At 58.0% G+C, this 17,247-nt stretch carries 16 protein-coding genes; 14 read left to right on the top strand and 2 right to left on the bottom strand.

Annotation, left to right across the window (positions count from 1 at the left end):
* Window positions 1-54 precede the first annotated feature (54 nt).
* The 5 genes from ACTQY1_RS01945 (at window position 55) to queE (ending at window position 3,187) form a co-directional block, all read left to right on the top strand.
* A complete protein-coding gene (locus ACTQY1_RS01945) occupies window positions 55-849 on the top strand; it encodes an MBL fold metallo-hydrolase (RefSeq protein WP_441373750.1) in 795 nt (264 codons plus the stop codon).
* A gap of 201 nt (window positions 850-1,050) precedes the next feature.
* Window positions 1,051-1,521 (top strand): preQ(1) synthase, encoded by a 471-nt coding sequence (gene queF / locus ACTQY1_RS01940; protein WP_347567399.1) that lies wholly within the window; start codon window positions 1,051-1,053, stop codon window positions 1,519-1,521.
* On the top strand, window positions 1,514-2,212 hold the full coding sequence (gene queC, locus ACTQY1_RS01935) for a 7-cyano-7-deazaguanine synthase QueC (protein WP_154488651.1): 699 nt from the start codon (window positions 1,514-1,516) through the stop codon (window positions 2,210-2,212). The genes queF and queC overlap by 8 nt, the downstream gene beginning before the upstream one ends.
* Before the next feature lie 2 nt (window positions 2,213-2,214).
* Complete coding sequence (locus ACTQY1_RS01930) at window positions 2,215-2,541, top strand: 6-pyruvoyl trahydropterin synthase family protein (RefSeq protein ID WP_441368864.1); 327 nt, start codon at window positions 2,215-2,217, stop codon at window positions 2,539-2,541.
* A complete protein-coding gene (queE, locus tag ACTQY1_RS01925) occupies window positions 2,531-3,187 on the top strand; it encodes a putative 7-carboxy-7-deazaguanine synthase QueE (RefSeq protein ID WP_441368863.1) in 657 nt (218 codons plus the stop codon). Before ACTQY1_RS01930 ends, queE begins: the two co-directional genes overlap by 11 nt.
* A gap of 35 nt (window positions 3,188-3,222) precedes the next feature.
* Here queE and ACTQY1_RS01920 read toward each other — a convergent pair whose 3' ends face one another.
* Entirely contained in the window at window positions 3,223-5,496 is a 2,274-nt protein-coding gene (locus tag ACTQY1_RS01920; protein WP_441368862.1) for an AAA family ATPase, read from the bottom strand.
* Complete coding sequence (locus tag ACTQY1_RS01915) at window positions 5,496-6,638, bottom strand: exonuclease SbcCD subunit D (RefSeq protein WP_302157560.1); 1,143 nt, start codon at window positions 6,636-6,638, stop codon at window positions 5,496-5,498. Before ACTQY1_RS01915 ends, ACTQY1_RS01920 begins: the two co-directional genes overlap by 1 nt.
* A gap of 948 nt (window positions 6,639-7,586) precedes the next feature.
* Between ACTQY1_RS01915 and ACTQY1_RS01910 the strand changes: the two genes are divergently transcribed.
* The 9 genes from ACTQY1_RS01910 (at window position 7,587) to ACTQY1_RS01870 (ending at window position 17,217) form a co-directional block, all read left to right on the top strand.
* Window positions 7,587-7,796 carry an Ada metal-binding domain-containing protein gene (locus ACTQY1_RS01910; protein WP_022487276.1) on the top strand — a complete coding sequence of 70 codons (210 nt, stop codon included), beginning with the start codon at window positions 7,587-7,589 and terminating at the stop codon, window positions 7,794-7,796.
* A 508-nt stretch (window positions 7,797-8,304) separates the two neighbouring features.
* On the top strand, window positions 8,305-9,432 hold the full coding sequence (locus ACTQY1_RS01905; protein ID WP_441368861.1) for a M48 family metalloprotease: 1,128 nt from the start codon (window positions 8,305-8,307) through the stop codon (window positions 9,430-9,432).
* A complete protein-coding gene (locus ACTQY1_RS01900) occupies window positions 9,419-10,495 on the top strand; it encodes an FkbM family methyltransferase (protein ID WP_441368860.1) in 1,077 nt (358 codons plus the stop codon). Before ACTQY1_RS01905 ends, ACTQY1_RS01900 begins: the two co-directional genes overlap by 14 nt.
* 156 nt (window positions 10,496-10,651) lie before the next feature.
* Entirely contained in the window at window positions 10,652-11,647 is a 996-nt protein-coding gene (locus ACTQY1_RS01895) for an ABC transporter substrate-binding protein (RefSeq protein ID WP_288174255.1), read from the top strand.
* A gap of 18 nt (window positions 11,648-11,665) precedes the next feature.
* The gene (locus ACTQY1_RS01890; protein ID WP_441368859.1) at window positions 11,666-12,658 is read left to right on the top strand and encodes an ABC transporter substrate binding protein; all 993 of its coding nucleotides are present in this window, start codon (window positions 11,666-11,668) and stop codon (window positions 12,656-12,658) included.
* A 3-nt stretch (window positions 12,659-12,661) separates the two neighbouring features.
* Window positions 12,662-13,546 carry an ABC transporter permease gene (locus ACTQY1_RS01885; protein ID WP_441368858.1) on the top strand — a complete coding sequence of 295 codons (885 nt, stop codon included), beginning with the start codon at window positions 12,662-12,664 and terminating at the stop codon, window positions 13,544-13,546.
* The gene (locus ACTQY1_RS01880) at window positions 13,546-14,340 is read left to right on the top strand and encodes an ABC transporter ATP-binding protein (RefSeq protein ID WP_022486743.1); all 795 of its coding nucleotides are present in this window, start codon (window positions 13,546-13,548) and stop codon (window positions 14,338-14,340) included. The genes ACTQY1_RS01885 and ACTQY1_RS01880 overlap by 1 nt, the downstream gene beginning before the upstream one ends.
* Before the next feature lie 34 nt (window positions 14,341-14,374).
* Entirely contained in the window at window positions 14,375-15,637 is a 1,263-nt protein-coding gene (locus ACTQY1_RS01875) for a diaminopimelate decarboxylase family protein (RefSeq protein WP_441368857.1), read from the top strand.
* Window positions 15,637-17,217 (top strand): chloride channel protein, encoded by a 1,581-nt coding sequence (locus ACTQY1_RS01870; protein WP_441368856.1) that lies wholly within the window; start codon window positions 15,637-15,639, stop codon window positions 17,215-17,217. Before ACTQY1_RS01875 ends, ACTQY1_RS01870 begins: the two co-directional genes overlap by 1 nt.
* The last annotated feature ends 30 nt before the right edge of the window (window positions 17,218-17,247 follow it).

The following is a 17,247-nucleotide window of genomic DNA, read 5'->3' as shown; positions in this document are numbered from 1 at the left end:
TCCTTTTTTTTTATAATTTTCTCATACAGCCAAAGTATCAAGGAGGAAAATGCAATGGAAATCCAGCAGATTCGCAACGCAACCAATAAAATCAAATTCGGAGGAGTGACCTTTCTTCTAGATCCATGGTTAGCTGACAAAGGGAGCATGGGATCCTTTGACGACATTACCCTAGAAAACTACCAGGTCCCGGACCCGGTAAAAATGGTGCTGCCCATGCCTTTTTACGGCTTGCCCCTGTCCAGAGAAAAAATCAGGGAAGGAGTGGATGCTTATATCGTTACCCATATCCATCCAGATCACATTGATGTGGCGGCAGATGGTACGGTAGGAAAATTTTTGGACAAGACTGTTCCCGTATTCGTCCAAAACGAAACAGATGCGGCCGTATTCCGGAAATCCGGGTTCCAAAGAGTACAGGTGCTCTCTGCAGAAGGGACCGTGTGGAAAAATGTAACGCTGACCAAAGTGCCGGCCAAACATGGAACTATGGTCTCCTGCGGCAATGCCATGGGCGTGGTTTTTCAGGCCCAGGGAGAAAAAACATTGTATGTGAGCGGAGACACTGTATGGTATCCTGGCGTGAAGCAAACGCTGGAAGCTTATTCTCCGGAAGTGGTTACAGTCAACGCCTGTGCAGCAGAGCTTGTGGAATTTGGCCGGCTGATCATGAATGATGAGGATGTGGAGTGTGTGGCCCGGACCGTACCCAGGGCAACAATCTTTATAACCCATATGGACAATGTGGCTCATGCTTCTTTGACCCGCTATGACATGAAAGGCAGGTTGGCCGGAAGAGGAGTCACCAATTATGTTATGCCACAGGATGGAGAAACGGTTTTGTTTTGAGTGGCAGCCCCCGGGCCTGGGGCCCCTCTGTGCGTTTGGTGATTTCTGGAGCGGGCCGCCGGGCCTGCGGCCCCTACGGTTCCTCTCTTCGCTCTGCACTCTTCCCTTTCTGTCCCGTATACGGTATAATTTAATTTTGTGAGTCCGCTCGGAACTGTTTTTTTCGACTGCGGGTTTTCCAAAACTGTACTTTTTGGAGGAATGACCATGAGAACAAAAGAAGAACTGCAGGGGGTCACCGAACTGGGCAGCGGCCATACGGTGTACCAGAATACCTATGCGCCGGAAGTGCTGGAATGTTTCCCCAACAAACATGAAGAGGCTCCCTACATGGTGAAGTTGAATTGCCCGGAATTTACCAGCCTCTGTCCCAAAACCGGCCAGCCGGATTTCGGCCGGATCGTGATCAGCTACATCCCGGACCATAAGCTGGTGGAAAGCAAATCCCTGAAACTGTACCTGTTTTCTTTCCGGAACAACGGGGATTTCCATGAGGACTGTGTGAACATCATCAAAAACGACCTGGTGAACCTGCTCCAGCCCAAATATCTGGAAGTGGCCGGCTATTTCAATCCCCGGGGCGGCATCAGCATCCTGCCCTTTGCCGTGTATTATCAGCCGGAATACAAAGACATGGCCCAGCGGAGAATGGAGGCCTTTGTCCATGAATAAGAAAGCACTGGTGCTGTCCAGCGGCGGGGTGGATTCCACCACCTGCGTCTCTGTGGCAGTGGAAGAATTCGGCAAAGGAAATGTGTCCACTGTATCCATTTTTTACGGCCAGAAACACCGGAAGGAACTGGAATGCGCCCGGAAGGTGGCGGACTACTACGGCCTGCCTCATTACGAGCTGGACCTGTCCAGGATCTTCCAGTATTCCAACTGTTCCCTGTTGGACCATTCCACGGAAAAGATCGTCCACAAAAGCTACGAACAGCAGATCGCGGAAAATGGAGAAGGAAAGGTATCCACCTATGTGCCCTTCCGGAACGGGCTCATGCTTTCTGCAGTGGCCAGCCTGGCCATGAGCATCTACGAAAAGGATGATGTATCCATTTTCATCGGAGCCCATGCAGATGATGCGGCCGGCAACGCCTATGCAGACTGCAGCGAAGCCTTCCTGGACGCCATGGGACGGGCCATTTCTCTGGGTACGTACAGCCAGTGCCATATTGTGGCGCCTTTTGCCAGCTGCAGCAAGGCCGGCGTGGTGAAACGGGGACTGGAGCTCCACACCCCCTATGAACTGACCTGGAGCTGCTATGAAGGCGGGGACAAACCCTGCGGCACCTGCGGTACCTGCATCGACCGGGCACGGGCTTTTGCCGCCAACGGGGTCAAAGACCCGGCACTGGAGGATTGATCATGTATACGGTAACCAAACGGATGGAAGTCAGCGGAGCCCACTGTCTCCAGCTTCCTTATAAAAGCAAATGCACCCATCTCCACGGGCACAACTGGATCATCGACGTGACCTGCCAGCGGGAAACCCTGGACGAAAACGGCATGGTGGTGGATTTCACCCACATCAAGGACGTGGTGATGCAGCTGGACCATGTCTTCATCAATGATATTGTGAAGACCAATCCTACGGCGGAAAATATTGCCAAATGGATCCACGATCAGATCCCCTTCTGCACACGGGTCTCCGTCCAGGAATCGGAAGGGAACGTGGCCATTTATGAAGACTGAAACATTTCCTGTGGTGGAGCTGTTCGACTCCATTGAAGGGGAGGGGAAGCGCACCGGCTATATGGCTGTGTTTGTCCGGTTCGCCGGATGCAACCTCCGGTGCAGCTACTGCGACACCGGCTATGCCCTGGAACGGTCCAATGCCCGGGATCACCTGACGGAAGGGGAACTGCTGGAACGGATCCGCAGCTATCCCTGGAAAAAGGTGACCCTCACCGGGGGAGAACCGCTGCTCCAGCCGCTGGATGGCCTGTGCCGGGCCCTTTCCCGGGAAGGGTATGAAGTGAACATCGAGACCAACGGGGCGGTCCCCCTGCTGGAGGAACGGCCCAAGGGCCTGTTCTACACCATGGACGTGAAATCTCCTTCTTCCGGGATGCGGGGACGGATGCGGATGGAAAACCTCACCCGGCTCACCGGAGACGATGTGGTGAAGTTCGTGGTGGGCAGCCGGGAAGATTTGGAGGACATGGACCGGGTGCTCCGGGAGTACACCCTCCGGAGCCAGGTGTATGTATCTCCGGTGTACGGAGCCATTGAGCCCAAAGAACTGGTGGAATTCGTCCGGGACCACAAGCTGGCCCAGGTCTGCATCCAGGTCCAGCTCCACAAGATCATCTGGGATCCGGAGATGAGAGGGGTGTAAAAAAAGGGGCTGTTGCTTATGCAACAGCCCCTTTTTTACACCCTGAACCGGGTGGTGCTTCCCTGATTGGTGGGGATGATTTCCAGCTGGGCGGAAATCCTTTCCTTTAATTCGGCCACGTGGGAGATGATGCCCACCAGCCGGCCGCCTTTCTGGAGTTCCAGCAGGGCGCTGATGGCACTGTCCAGGGTTTCCGGATCCAGGGACCCGAACCCTTCGTCCACCAGGATGGTGTCCAGGTGCAGGCCTCCGGCGTAGGATTCCAGCACATCGGACAGCCCCAGGGCCAGGGACAGGGAGGTGAAGAAGATCTCCCCTCCGGACAGGGTGGTCACCGCCCGGGCCTGGCCGGTAAAGGCGTCCATGATTTCCAGTCCCAGCCCCTGTTCCTTCCGGGCATCCACAATGTCCTGGCTCCGGTACAGACTGTACCGTCCCTGGCTGATCTTGTTCAGCCGCAGGTTGGCGGTTTCCAGCACATCGTCCAGCACCGCCTGGAGCACAAAGGAGGAGAAGGTCAGCTTCCGGCTGTTGTCCCCTTTGGCAGTGGAGGCCAGAAGGCCGATGGGTCCGTAGGCTTCCTGGAGCCGGGACAGGTCCTTTTCCAGTTTTTCCAGCTGCTTCAGGCTGGCTTCTTCCCGGCGGAGGGTTTCCTGGAGAGCCCCGGTCCGGGTGGCCAGGGTGTGGGCAGAGGTGCCGGTCTGCCGGACCGCTTCCTGGAGAGGTGCCAGGTCCGGAGGGGTCTTGTCCTTCAGCTGGTCCCCCAACAGCTTCAGTTCTCCCTGGAGGCTGTCCGTCTGCTGCCGGTACCGGTCCACCTGTTCCTGCCACAAGGGCTTGCTGGGTAGGGCTTTGTGGGCGGCCACAAAAGAATGCTGGTCCGGGAAGGGAGACTGCTCCAGAGCGGTCTTGTAGGCCTCCCGGTCCGCCTCGAAGGCCTTTTGGGCGGCAGCCAGGTTTTCTTCAGCGGTTTGGCAGGATCCGGCCGCCTGATCCGCTTCCGTCTGGGCCTTTTCCAGGGCTTTCTGTTTCCGGTTCAGCTGGGCGATTTTGGCTTCCATGGCCTGGGTCTTCCGGGCCAGTTCCTCCTGGGCCTGGCGGGTCTGGGTGGCAGGGTGGGGATGGTCCGGGGAACCGCACACCGGGCAGGGCTTCCCGGGAACAAGGGCCTGGGCCATCCGGACGGTTTCCCCTGAAACAGCGGTCATCCGGGCCAGCTGTTCCCGGACCTGGGCCATCTGTTCCTGGAGGGCATGGGTGTTGGTTTCCGTGGCGGAAGCCAGCTGCTGCCGGAGGGTTTCCTGGGCGGCTTTCAGGGTCTCCCGGGCCCGGGCCAGCAGCCCTTCCGCCGCATCCAGCCGGGCCTTGGCCTTCCGGGTCCGGTCGTAGATGGGGTGGAGCTTCAGGGCCTCTTCCAGCCACTGGAGCTTCTGTTGGAGTTCCTGGATGGCCGGTGCCTGCTGGAGCAGGGTTTCCTTCCGTTTCTGGCCCTCCTGCCAGCGCTGGAAGGTGTGGGCCAGCTGCTGGGCCTGCTGGAGGGCTTCCAGGGCGGCGGCTGAGGCTTTCTGGGCTTCGGCGGCCTGGGCTTCCAGGGCTTTGGCCTGCTGCTTTTCTTCCTGGATCCGTTCCTTCAGGGCGGCAGGATTGTTGGTACCGGCACTTTCCAGCAGCAGCTGGTATTTCTGCCGGCATTCCTCATATTCCTTTTTCAGGGTCTTGGCACGGGCGTCCAGGGCTTCTTCCAGGGCGCTGTACTGGCCGGTCTTGAACAGGGTTTCCAAGATGGTTTTCCGTTCCTTGGAATCTGCCACCAGGAACCGGCGGAATTCTCCCTGGGGCAGCACCATCAGCTGCCGGAACTGCCGGGCCTGGAACCCCAGGAGCTGTTCCACCGCCCGGGTCACGGAGCTGTTGGAGGTACCCAGCACCTTCCGGTCCCCTTCCGGGAGAATCTCCACCAGGGAGGCACCGGCAGGCACGGTCCGGGTTCCTTCTCCCCGCTGTTTGTTCAGCACCTGTTCCGGGGTCCGGGTCACTTCATACGCCCGGTCCCGGTTCCGGAAGGTGAACCGGACTTCTGTTTTCCGGTCCGGGGTGGCATAGTCGCTGCGCAGGGACCGGTTGTCCCGGAGATCCCCGCTGGGGGTGCCATAGAGAGCAAAGGTGATGGCATCCAGGATGGTGGTCTTGCCGCTTCCGGTGGGGCCGGTGATCAGGAAGAACCGGTTGTCTCCCAGCCGGGTAAAGTCGATGGTCTCTTCGTTGGCGTAGGGACCGAAGGCGGTCATCACAAGTTTCAGCGGGCGCATCAGGCTTTCCTCCCTTCCTGGTTCACGGCATCGGCAATCTGGTGGAACAGGGCTTTTTCTCCCTCTGTCAGATCCCGGCCCTGGACTTCCTGGAAAAAGGCCTGGAACAGGTCGTCGGTGGAAAGCCCCTTCCGCTGGGCGGTGGCGGCTGCTTCTGTTTCCACAGGCTGGAGCCGTTCATAGCCCAGCTGGAGGATCTGGGGGTACACCTGTTCCAGCCGGTGCTTGGCATCCAGGATGGGCACCCGGTCCGTAAGCTGGATCTGGAGATAGTCCTGGAGATGATCGGTCCGGGGGTTCTCCAACAGGTCCCGGAATTCTCCCTTCAGTACCGCCAGTTCGTGGGGAGCCTTAAGGGGAACGGTTTCCACGGAAATGTCTCCTTTGCCGTCCAGGTCCACAATGTGGACGGCTTTTTTCTGGCTGGCTTCTGCAAAGGAATATTTCAGCAGGGAGCCACAGTACCGGACCCGGGGACTGTTGTTCTGGCAGGCGTGGAGATGTCCCAGGGCCGTATAGTGGAAGTCTTTGAAGCAGTCGATGCTCACGGTGGTGGCCCCGCCGGCGGCCAGGGGCCGTTCGCTGTCCGGGGTGGTCTGGGCCCCGGTGAGGAACACATGGGCCAGGGCCACTTTCCGGGCCCGGGTAGGGATCTGCCGGAGAATCCGTGCCACCTGCCACTGGAGGGCGGCTTCATGGGTGGGCTGCTTTTCCCCGCTCAGTTCTGTGGCGGTGAGAGGTTCGCAGTAGGGGAGGGGAGCAAAGTATACGGGCCCGTCCCCATCTTCCAGCACCACCGGATGGGTATCCGGATCCACCGGTCCGGTGATGTACAGCTGCCGGGCGGCAAAAAGGGCCTGGCCAAAGTTCAGCCGGTCCGGGTTGTCGTGGTTGCCGGCAATGAGCAGGGTGGGAATCTTCAGATCCAGCACCAGATGGCGGAGGGTTTCGTCCAGCAGGTTTACCGCTTCCGTGGGAGGGACGGCCCGGTCGTACACATCCCCGGCCACCAGAAGGGCATCCACCTTGTATTCCCGGGCCAGGTCCAGGATCTGGTCCAGGGCGGCCCGCTGGTCCTCCAGCAGGTGGAGACCATGGAAGATCCGGCCCAGGTGCCAGTCAGAAGTATGTAAAAATCGCACAGCAAAGCCTCGCTTTCGTGAAAGTTGTTTTTATCATCATAACACGAAGGGGAGTGCAGAGTGAAGAGCGAAGAGATGGAACGGCGGCAATCAGACGAATGGCTGCAATGCCGCAGGATGCGCGCCCTGATTGAACTCCCAGTCACTAGTCTCCAGCTGAATGAGAAATTTGCAGGCAAATTTTTGAACGTGTAAATCGGTACCGCAGGGGCTGCACGCCGGGCAGCCCGATTTCTTGTACCATACTTCGGGGCAACGGCGTAGGGGTTCGCCGCAGGCAAACCCATCCCGGCCGCCTGGAGGGCAAAAACTTCTATACTCATCCACCCGTGAGGGCTCTCCGCCGGGAGGGCAGACCCGTTCGTCCCTGGCGGGAGGCTCACAGCCTATCGCCTTGCCCTGTCGGTCAAAGGCTGCGGCTACGGACCAGGAAGCCGGACCCTATCGCCCGCGTGCTCCACCCCAGGAGCGACAACACCCGATGTTGTCCCGCCGACTCCTCCTGGGCCTGCCCTCCCAGCTCCCGAAGAATCGACGTATACTCACACAGAATACCAGCAAGGCCGATTCCTCTACCAACTTGTGTCCCCCTGAAAGGGGGAAAGGACCCGTGCTTGCACGGGTAGGGGGGGGCCTGGGGGCCAGGAGTTTCTAACGGAAGAAAGTACAAAGCTTCTGGCCGAACCCCACCACCATGCTGCGCATGGTCCCCAGCTACGGCATAAGCGACCTCGCTATCCGCTAAAGCGGATGCTCCCTGCTTACGCCCCTTTCAGGGGACGGACAGAAACAAAACTATAAATATAAGTTCAATGCTCCTGCCAATCACTCCTTTGTTGTCGGCAGGTCCTGCAAAATATTGGCTGTCGCCGATGCCACCACCATCCTGAGATTGACTGAAAAGAATCAATCGTTTTAAAATAATGAGAGAATGGGGAGGGAGTTATTATGAAAAAAGCATTGGTGATCCTTGTTGCTTTATTATCCACTCTGTGTCTGGCTGCACCGGCACTGGCCTATCTGGGCAATCCGCGGACGATGAAATTCCATAATGATAATTGCCGGACCATCAGGCATCGAGAAAATTTTGTTGAAATCGACAGCCGGGAAGAAGCCATTGAAGAAGGGTATGTACCTTGCCAGGTTTGTTATCCGTAAACAGATTTTAATGTTAGGCACGAATTAAATTTTATGAATTTGCCAAAAAGGAAGGCTTTTATCCTGCAGGTTCAGGCAGCATGCGCTACTGACAGGAGCGAAGGCCTTTCCTTATTTTTTGAAAGAGGATAGTCTTCCGGAGGAAAGAAAATCTAAAATTTTATCGATCCATGGGCGAGGCAGAAACGTATCATTCCTGCCCATCATTGGACAGCCAGGGACTTTGGTATAAGAGGTAAAAAATTGCCCTTCGGGAGGCCGGGAAGGGTTTGCCTTCGGCGCTCCCCTACGGCGTCTTCGGCGAAATAAGGGTGCTGTATTTTTATCCCGTTCCTGTATTCAGTATGGTGCTGGTTCTGTCCATTGGCCCGAGACTCGAGAACCTTGACCCCTATCCGAGACCCAATAAAACAGGACCTGCGATTTTAGCAGTCCAGGAATAAAAATTTCACCCCTCCCTCACTTCCATCATGTATAATAACAGGATATGGATGCAGGAGGGATTGTTATGCGCAGACTGTTTGGAATCCTGGCTTTTTGCCTTTTGATGGTGCTGCCGGCGCCCCGGAGCCAGGCGGCCATGATCAGCCAGAAACAGGAAATCGAAATGGGACAGCAGGTGGCTCAGCAGCTGGAGAACCACTACGGCCTGGTCCAGGATGACGAGATCCAGGACCGGGTGAACCGGATCGGCCAGAAGCTGCTCCAGAACGGCACCCGTCCCGGCCTTACCTATACCTTCAAGGTGCTGAACACCCCGGATGTGAACGCCCTGGCCTGTCCGGGGGGCTTCATTTACGTGTACAAGGGTCTCCTGGATTATATGACCAGTGACGACGAACTGGCAGCGGTGCTGGGCCACGAAATCGGCCATATCGAAAAACGCCACACGGTCCATCAGATGGAACAGCAGATGGCTCTGTCCCTCTTGACCCTGCTGGCAGGGGTGGTTTCCGGTGATCCGGGGGCAGGGATGGTGCTGGCCTCCACGGCCAGCCAGGCCCTGCTGGCCGGCTACAGCCGGAAGGACGAACGGGAGGCGGATCAGGAAGGCTTCCGGCTGTCCAACCTGGCCGGGTACAATCCCTACGGGTCCTATGTGACCATGGCCAAACTGGAGGATATGAGCAAGGATATGGGGAATCCGGGGTACGGGCTCTTTGCCTCCCATCCGGAACCGGAAGTGCGGATGGCCAAGGCCCTGAAATGGACGGAGCCCCTGAAAATCCCGGAAAAGGTCACAGTGAAGACCGACGGTACGGCTGCCGTCAGTCTGGGGGACTGGTCTTTTCCCATTACGGAAACCGCCGGCTACGACAAGCCGGAATACCGGGCACGGCTTATGGCCGGGGCCCTGTACCTGGCCTGGAAACGGGGAAACCTGGATGAATCCCATTTCATGACCGTGGACGGGGACCGGTGGTCGGATGTTTATTATGAAGACATCCGGGTGCTCCGGGTCTACCCCCAGGACAACCAGGAAAACGGGAACACCGGGGAACTGGCCCTGAAAATCGCGGCCCGGCTCCAGGCCTGGGCCAAAATCGCCAGGCAGCAGCCGGCTCCCCAAACAGCTCCGCCGGTCCCTCCGGCACCGGCGGCGGAAAAGGAAGGAACCAACCATGAAAAATCTTGAAGCACTGGATCAGGAACCCTATCTGTGGGACTATCTCCAGACGGTCCAAAAGCCCATTGTGCTCTACGGTATGGGCAACGGGGCGGATGCCATCCTGGACCGCTGCGGCCGGCTGGGCATCCCGGTGGCCGGGGTCTTTGCCAGTGATGAATTTGTCCGGGGCCAGGAGTTCCGGGGCTACAAAGTGAAGACCTATAAGGAAATGAAGGCAGAACTGGGGTCTTTTGTGATTCTCATCGCCTTTGCCAGTGAACGGCCGGAAATCCTCCGGCGGTTCTTCCATCTGGGGGAGGAACAGGAAACCTATGCCCCCCATCTGCCCCTGTTCGGGGACACCAACCTGGTGACTCCGGCCTGGATCCGGGAAAACCGGGGAGTGCTGGATCGGGTGTACGGCAAGCTGGCGGATGATGCCAGCCGGCAGGTAATGGAGGATATCCTTCGGTACAAAATCACCGGGAAGCTGGAGTACCTGTCCCGGACCACGGACCGGCGCCGGGATCTGGAGACCCTGTTTTCCTTTACGGATAAGGAAAGCTACGGGGACCTGGGAGCCTACAACGGGGACACCATCCGGGAATTCCTGGAGCTCACCGGGGGCCATTATGACCATCTGTATGCAGTGGAACCGGATCCGAAGAACTTCGCCAAGCTCCAGAAATACGTGGAAACGGAACAGCTGGGCCGGTGCAGCCTATCCCCGGAAGGAATCTGGGCCCAGCCGGCGGAGCTGCTCTTTGCCGCCCGGGGCGGCCGGATGTCCGCCCTGGAACAGAACGGAAAAAAGACCCTGCCGGTGACCTGTCTGGATGATCTGGTGGGGGACCGGCCCCTGACCTGTCTCAAAATGGATGTGGAAGGGGTGGAAAAGGAGGCCCTCTCCGGAGGGGCCCGGGTGATCCGCCGCTGCCGGCCCAAAATGCTCCTGGCAGGCTATCACCACGATGATGACCTGTGGGAGATCCCCCTGGAACTGTGGAACCTGGTGCCGGAGTACAGAATCTATCTCCGCCGCCATCCCTATGTACCCTGCTGGGAGATTAATTTTTTCGTGACTTTGTAAAATCTGGGGTGTATGTTACAAAATAAAAAGATGCACAGAAAAAAACGGGGCGAAATGCCCCGTTTCGTTGCTCCCGGGGCCGGGATATGTTAGAATGGAACAATAGACCAAACAGCAATCCCGGAAACAGCAAAGGGAAATCAGAAGGAAAGAAGGATGGAAGAGATGAAGCTGTGGAAGAAAGGGTTCCTCCTCCTGACGGCACTGGCCGTGGGACTGACGGCAGGCTGCGGGGGTACCCAGAAAACAGGGGACAAGAAGAACGTGAAGGTGGGGGTGGTCCAGCTGGTGGAACACCAGGCCCTGGACGCCGCCAACAAGGGATTTGTGGACGGCCTGGCCGCCGGAGGCTTCAAGGAAGGGGAGAACCTGACCCTGGACCGGCAGAATGCCCAGGCGGACCAGTCCAACCTCCAGACCATTGCTCAGCGGTTCGCCAACAACAAGGAGGACCTGATCTGCGCCATTGCTACCCCGGCGGCCCAGACTGTGGCCAATGTGACCCGTGACATCCCCGTTGTAGGCACGGCCATTACCGATTACAAGGAAGCCAAGCTGGTGAAGGATCCGGAAAAACCCGGCACCAATGTGACCGGTACCACGGATATGAACCCCATTGACAAGCAGCTGGATCTGCTGCTGAAGATCGTGCCCAAGACCAAGACCATCGGCATCCTGTACAATTCCAGCGAAATCAACTCCCAGATCCAGGTGAAGAAAATGAAGGAACTGGCGGAAGCAAAGGGGCTCACCGTACGGGAAGCCACGGTTTCCAGCGTCAACGATATCCAGCAGTCCGCCCAGAGTCTGGTGGGCCAGGTGGACGCCATTTACGTGCCTACGGACAACGTGATCGCCTCTGCCATGCCGGTGCTGGCAAAGATCACCAACCCGGCCAAGATCCCGGTGATCTGCGGGGAAGAGGGTGTGGTGAAAAGCGGGGCCCTGGCCACCATCGGCATCGACTACTACAAACTGGGGTATCAGACCGGTCTCATGGCAGCCAAGATCCTGAAAGGGGAAGCCAAACCCCAGACCATGCCCATTGAAAAACAGAAGGACATGAAAGTGACCATCAACGAAACCACGGCGAAAGAACTGGGAATCACCCTTCCGGAAGATGTGCTGAAGGGTGCCTCCCTTGTGAAGTAAAGCAGGAGGGGAAGAATCATGAAAAAAAGTTGGAAGGCAGCGGCCGCTCTGGCCATGATTGCCGTAATGCTGGGAGCAGCCGGCTGCGGCGGAGATACGAAACAGTCCGGGAAGAACAAGACCTATCAGGTGGGGGTCCTCCAGCTGGTGGAACACCCGGCTTTGGATGCAGCCAACAAGGGATTTGTGGACGGCCTGAAATCCAAGGGCTTTGAAGAAGGGAAGAACATCAAGTTCGACAAACAGAACGCCCAGGGGGATCAGTCCAATCTCCAGACCATCGCCCAGCGGTTCGTGAGCAACAAGGTGGACCTGGTGTGCACCATCGCCACCCCGGCGGCCCAGACCATGGCCAACGCCACCAAAGAGATTCCCATTGTGGGCACCGCCATCACCGACTACAAGGTGGCCAAACTGGTGAAGGACAACAACCAGCCCGGCACCAACGTCACCGGCACCACGGACATGAACCCGGTGGAGGCCCAGATCGACCTGCTGGTAAAGATCATGCCCAGAGCCAAGACCGTGGGCTTCATCTACAATTCCAGTGAAGTGAATTCCCAGCTCCAGATCGAACTGGCCAAAAAAGCCGCGGCGGCCCGGGGACTGAAGACTGTGGAAGCCACGGTGTCCAGTGTCAACGACATCCAGCAGGCGGCCCAGAGCCTGGTGGGGAAAGTGGATGCCCTGTACGTGCCTACGGACAATGTGCTGGCTTCCGCCATGCCCAACCTGATCAAGATCACCGACGAAGCCAAGATCCCCGTGTTTTGCGGGGAAGCAGGGATGACCAAGGCCGGCGGGGTGGCCACCCTGGGCATCGACTACTACAAGCTGGGCTTCCAGACCGGGGAAATGGCGGCGGACATCCTGTCCGGCAAGTCCAAACCTCAGAACATGGCCATCCAGTCCCAGAAAACCTTCACCGTGACTCTCAACGAAGCCCAGATCAAAAAACTGGGGCTGACGGTGCCCGATGATATCCTGAAAGAAGCCAAAGGAGCCAAATAACCCATGATCGATCTGTTACTGCCGACTGTTTCCCAGGGCCTTTTGTGGTCTCTCCTGGCCCTGGGTGTTTATATCACCTTCCGGGTGCTGGACATTGCGGACCTGACCGTGGAAGGATCCTTCCCCCTGGGGGCCTCTGTGGCCGTCACCCTTCTGGTGAAGGATGTGAACCCGGTGACCGCCATCCTGGCTGCCGCCCTGGCCGGAGGACTGGCCGGGGTGGTCACCGGACTGCTCCACACCAAACTCCGGATCCCTGCCCTGCTGGCCGGGATCCTCACTATGATCGCCCTGTATTCCGTGAACCTGCGGATCATGGGCAAAGCCAATGTGTCCCTGTTGGGGAAGGATACCGCCTTTACCCTGCTGGAAAGCGCTTTCGGAGTGGCTTATTCCCAGGCGGTGCTCCTGGTTGGCGTCCTGGCCTGTGTGCTGTTTTCCGTGCTCATGTACTGGTTCTTCGGTACGGAAATCGGGGCGGCCATCCGGGCCACCGGGTACAATCCCCAGATGATCCGGGCCCAGGGGGTGGACACCAACATCATGCTGCTCATTGGCCTGTTCTTCAGCAATGCCCTGGTGGCCGTGGCCGGTGCCCTGGTGGCCCAGAGCAACGGATTCGCTGATGTGGGCATGGGAGTGGGGACCATCGTCATCGGCCTGGCCTCTGTGATCATCGGGGAAGTGCTGTTCGGTACCCGCAGCTTCAAAAATTCCCTGATCTCCGTGATCCTGGGCTCCATTGTGTACCGGCTGGTGATCGCCATTGTGCTCCAGATGGGGATGCCGCCCAATGACCTGAAACTGTTTACGGCGGTGCTGGTGGCCATTGCCCTGAGCCTGCCCATGGTCAAAGGGAAGTTCCAAAGCAGAAAGGCGGGGATCTGATGCTGGACATCAAACATTTATCCAAAACGTTCTTCCCGGGGACGGTCAACGAAAAAAAGGCCCTTACCGATGTGAACCTGCACATGGAACCGGGAGATTTCATTACCATTATCGGAGGCAACGGGGCTGGGAAATCCACCCTCTTGAACTCCATTGCCGGGGTATTCCCCATCGATGGAGGACAGATTCTCATCGACGGGGTGGATGTGAGCAAGATGCCGGAACACAAAAGGGCCCGGTACATCGGCCGGGTGTTCCAGGATCCCATGATGGGTACGGCTGCCGGGATGATGATCGAAGAAAACCTGGCCATTGCTTCCCGCCGGGGTAAGACTCCCGGGCTTTCCTGGGCCCTGAAGGACAGCGACCGGGAAAGATTCCGGGAGATGCTGAAGGAACTGGACCTGGGCCTGGAAGACCGTCTCACCAGCCGGGTGGGGCTGTTGTCCGGAGGCCAGCGGCAGGCGCTGACCCTTTTGATGGCGGCCATGAACCAGCCCAGGATCCTGCTTTTGGACGAACATACCGCCGCTCTGGATCCCAAAACAGCAGAAAAGGTGCTGAACATGACCCAAAAGGTCATTGCACGGGACCATTTGACATCTCTTATGATTACGCATAATATGAGAGATGCACTGCGCTTCGGCAACCGGCTGATCATGATGAACGCCGGCCGGATCGTGGTGGATGTGAATGCAGAAGAAAAGGCCAAACTGACCATTCCGGATCTGCTGGCCCTGTTTGAAAAAGCGTCCGGCTCTGCACTGGACAACGACCGTATGATGCTCAGCTGAGACATCAGCCAAATTGAGGGGGTTTAAACCGATTATGAAAAAAATTCCATTTATCACCAAAGCACAGGTGGAAAAACTGGCAGAAAAATATCCGACACCGTTCTATGTCTATGATGAAAAGGGCATCCGGGATACGGTGCGCAGCATCAACAAGGCCTTTGCCTGGAATAAGGGGTTCAGAGAATATTTTGCCGTGAAGGCCACGCCCCTGCCCGGGATCCTGAAAATCATGAAGGAAGAAGGCTGCGGCACGGACTGCTCCTCCTATCCGGAACTGCTGCTGTCCGACGTATGCGGGTTCAAAGGCCATGAGATCATGTTCTCTTCCAACGATACCCCTGTGAAGGATATGCAGGAAGCCTACAAACTGGGAGCCATCATCAACCTGGACGATTTCACCATGATCGATTTCCTGGAACAGGTGGCGGCCATTCCTGAAACCATCTGCTGCCGGTTCAACCCCGGGGGTGTCTTTGCCCTGGGCAACGACATCATGGACAATCCGGGAGATTCCAAATACGGCATGACCCGGGATCAGCTCCGGGAGGCTTTCAAGATCCTGAAGGCCAAGGGGGTGAAGCATTTCGGCATCCATGCCTTCCTGGCCAGCAACACGGTGACCAATGAATACTATCCGGAACTGGCCCGGCAGCTGTTCCAGCTGGCGGTAGATATGAAGAAGGAAACCGGTGTGGCCGTGGACTTCATCAACCTGTCCGGCGGGGTAGGGATCCCTTACCGGCCGGAACAGACCCCCAATGACATTGCGGTCATCGGGGAAGGCGTCCGGAAGGTCTATGAAGAAGTGCTGACTCCGGCGGGCATGGGGAATGTGTCCCTGTTTACGGAAATGGGCCGCTTCGTCACCGGGCCTTATGGGGCGCTGGTCACCAAGGTCCTCCATTTCAAACACATCTACAAGGAATATGTGGGAGTGGATGCCTGTGCCGCCAACCTGATGCGTCCGGCCATGTACGGGGCCTACCATCACATTACGGTGCTGGGGAAGGAAAATGAACCCTGCGACCATACCTACGATGTTACCGGGGGCCTGTGTGAAAACAACGACAAATTCGCCATCGACCGGAAACTGCCGAAAATCGACAAAGGGGATTATCTCTTCATCCACGATGCCGGGGCCCACGGTTCTGCCATGGGATACAACTACAATGCCAAGCTGTGGTGTGCGGAACTGCTGCTGAAGGAAGACGGTTCTGTGGAACTGCTCCGCCGGGCGGAAACGGAAAAGGATTATTTCGCCACATTGGACTTCACCGGTCTTTTTAAGGATCTGTAATGAACGGGCAGGAAAAGGAGAAGACCCTCCAGGGTATGCTCCACATTCCCAACTTGAAACTGAAACTGGCTTTTGAAGGGATCCTGGTGGGAATCGCCACCGGTCTGTGCATAACGGTGCTCCGGCTGTGCCTGGGCTTTGTGGCTAAAAACCGGGCCAGGATGGTCACTTTCCTCCAGAATGTACCTCCTGCCTATACCCTGATCTGGGTGGCCTGCCTTTTGCTGGCGGCGGTGATCATCGCCGCACTGGTGCGCTGGGCCCCCATTGCCGGAGGCAGCGGCATCCCTCAGGTCCGGGGGATCGTACTGGGCCTGGAAAAAAGCACCCACTGGGCCCGGGTGATCCTGGTGAAGCTTCTGGATACCTCCCTGGGCATCGGGGCCGGGCTGTCCATGGGCCGGGAAGGACCTTCGGTGCAGATCGGGGCCATGACCGGCCAGGGCATCGGCAATGCCCTGAACAACACCAACCTGGAAAAACGGGCTCTCATCAGCAGCGGAGCCGGAGCGGGCCTGGCCGCCGCCTTCAACGCCCCCATGGCCGGGGTCATGTTCACCATGGAAGCCATCCACAAGAACCTGTCCGCCATTGTCATGGCACCGACGCTGATGGCCTGCATGACCACCACCGTGCTGGTCCACTGGGTTTTCGGGGTGGAGACGGTGCTGGCCATTCCCCCCATGCCCATCCTGCCGGTGGAACTGCTGCCCCAGGTAATCGGCCTGGGACTGGTGTCCGGGTTCATCGGGGTGGCCTTCAACAAAGGGTCCCTGGGCATCGGGAAGTTCTACAGCCTGCCGGTGTTCCGGAAGCCCTGGATGAAGATCGCCTTTCCCCTGCTGCTGACCATTCCCCTCACTTACCTGCTGCCCCAGGTGCTGGGAGCCGGGGACGGGATTATCGAAGCCATGGTGAGCCTGGAAGGGACCTTGAGCCTGGTGCTGGTGATCCTCATCGGGAAATTCATCTTCACCATCCTCAGCACCGGGTCCGGTGCCCCCGGGGGCAGCCTCCAGCCCATGCTGGTGCTGGGGTCCCTGGTGGGCAGCCTGTACGGGAACCTGCTGGTCCAGCTGGGAATCCTGCCGGAAGCCTACCGGCTGAACATGGTGGTGTTCGGCATGGCCGGCCTGTTCGCCGGGTCCGTCCGGGCACCGGTCACCGCCATCCTGCTGCTGCTGGAAATGACCGGACGGTTCTATCACCTGGTGCCTCTGGGCATCGTGACCCTGTTTGCCTATACGGCCGGGGAACTGGTCCATGACACGCCCATTTTCGATGCCATGCTGGAACGGGCTCTCCGGAGCAATCCCAAGGTGAAGAACATCCTGGAAGCTCCGGCGGAGCAGATGCTGGTGGAAATCGCCGTGGAAGGAGGCTCCCGGGTGGAAGGGAAGACCCTCCAGGAAATCCGCCTGCCGGGACGGGCCCTGGTGGTCTGCGTCCGGCGGGGGGATCAGGACATGATCCCTCAGGCGGATACCATGCTCCTGGGCGGAGATTACGTGTACATCATTCCCAACCACGCCCGGCTCTATCAGCTGAACCGGCTGTTCAAGACGAAGATGGGGGAGTAAGGGGACGAAGGAATCCGCCTGCGACCCAAG

The sequence above is a fragment of the Acidaminococcus sp. HCP3S3_G9_1 genome (genome assembly GCF_052122455.1).
Lineage (GTDB): Bacteria > Bacillota > Negativicutes > Acidaminococcales > Acidaminococcaceae > Acidaminococcus.
The sequence above is the reverse complement of the archived record's forward strand: the minus strand, read 5'-3'. Positions and strand labels throughout refer to the sequence as shown.

Bases quoted from the DNA above. Each gene is read 5' to 3' on its own strand.
- ACTQY1_RS01945 (WP_441373750.1), top strand. From the start codon at position 55: ATGGAAATCCAGCAGATTCGCAACGCAACCAATAAAATCAAATTCGGA.
- queF (WP_347567399.1), top strand. From the start codon at position 1,051: ATGACCATGAGAACAAAAGAAGAACTGCAGGGGGTCACCGAACTGGGC.
- queC (WP_154488651.1), top strand. From the start codon at position 1,514: ATGAATAAGAAAGCACTGGTGCTGTCCAGCGGCGGGGTGGATTCCACC.
- ACTQY1_RS01930 (WP_441368864.1), top strand. From the start codon at position 2,215: ATGTATACGGTAACCAAACGGATGGAAGTCAGCGGAGCCCACTGTCTC.
- queE (WP_441368863.1), top strand. From the start codon at position 2,531: ATGAAGACTGAAACATTTCCTGTGGTGGAGCTGTTCGACTCCATTGAA.
- ACTQY1_RS01920 (WP_441368862.1), bottom strand. From the start codon at position 5,496: ATGCGCCCGCTGAAACTTGTGATGACCGCCTTCGGTCCCTACGCCAAC.
- ACTQY1_RS01910 (WP_022487276.1), top strand. From the start codon at position 7,587: ATGAAAAAAGCATTGGTGATCCTTGTTGCTTTATTATCCACTCTGTGT.
- ACTQY1_RS01905 (WP_441368861.1), top strand. From the start codon at position 8,305: ATGCGCAGACTGTTTGGAATCCTGGCTTTTTGCCTTTTGATGGTGCTG.
- ACTQY1_RS01900 (WP_441368860.1), top strand. From the start codon at position 9,419: ATGAAAAATCTTGAAGCACTGGATCAGGAACCCTATCTGTGGGACTAT.
- ACTQY1_RS01895 (WP_288174255.1), top strand. From the start codon at position 10,652: ATGGAAGAGATGAAGCTGTGGAAGAAAGGGTTCCTCCTCCTGACGGCA.
- ACTQY1_RS01890 (WP_441368859.1), top strand. From the start codon at position 11,666: ATGAAAAAAAGTTGGAAGGCAGCGGCCGCTCTGGCCATGATTGCCGTA.
- ACTQY1_RS01885 (WP_441368858.1), top strand. From the start codon at position 12,662: ATGATCGATCTGTTACTGCCGACTGTTTCCCAGGGCCTTTTGTGGTCT.
- ACTQY1_RS01880 (WP_022486743.1), top strand. From the start codon at position 13,546: ATGCTGGACATCAAACATTTATCCAAAACGTTCTTCCCGGGGACGGTC.
- ACTQY1_RS01875 (WP_441368857.1), top strand. From the start codon at position 14,375: ATGAAAAAAATTCCATTTATCACCAAAGCACAGGTGGAAAAACTGGCA.
- ACTQY1_RS01870 (WP_441368856.1), top strand. From the start codon at position 15,637: ATGAACGGGCAGGAAAAGGAGAAGACCCTCCAGGGTATGCTCCACATT.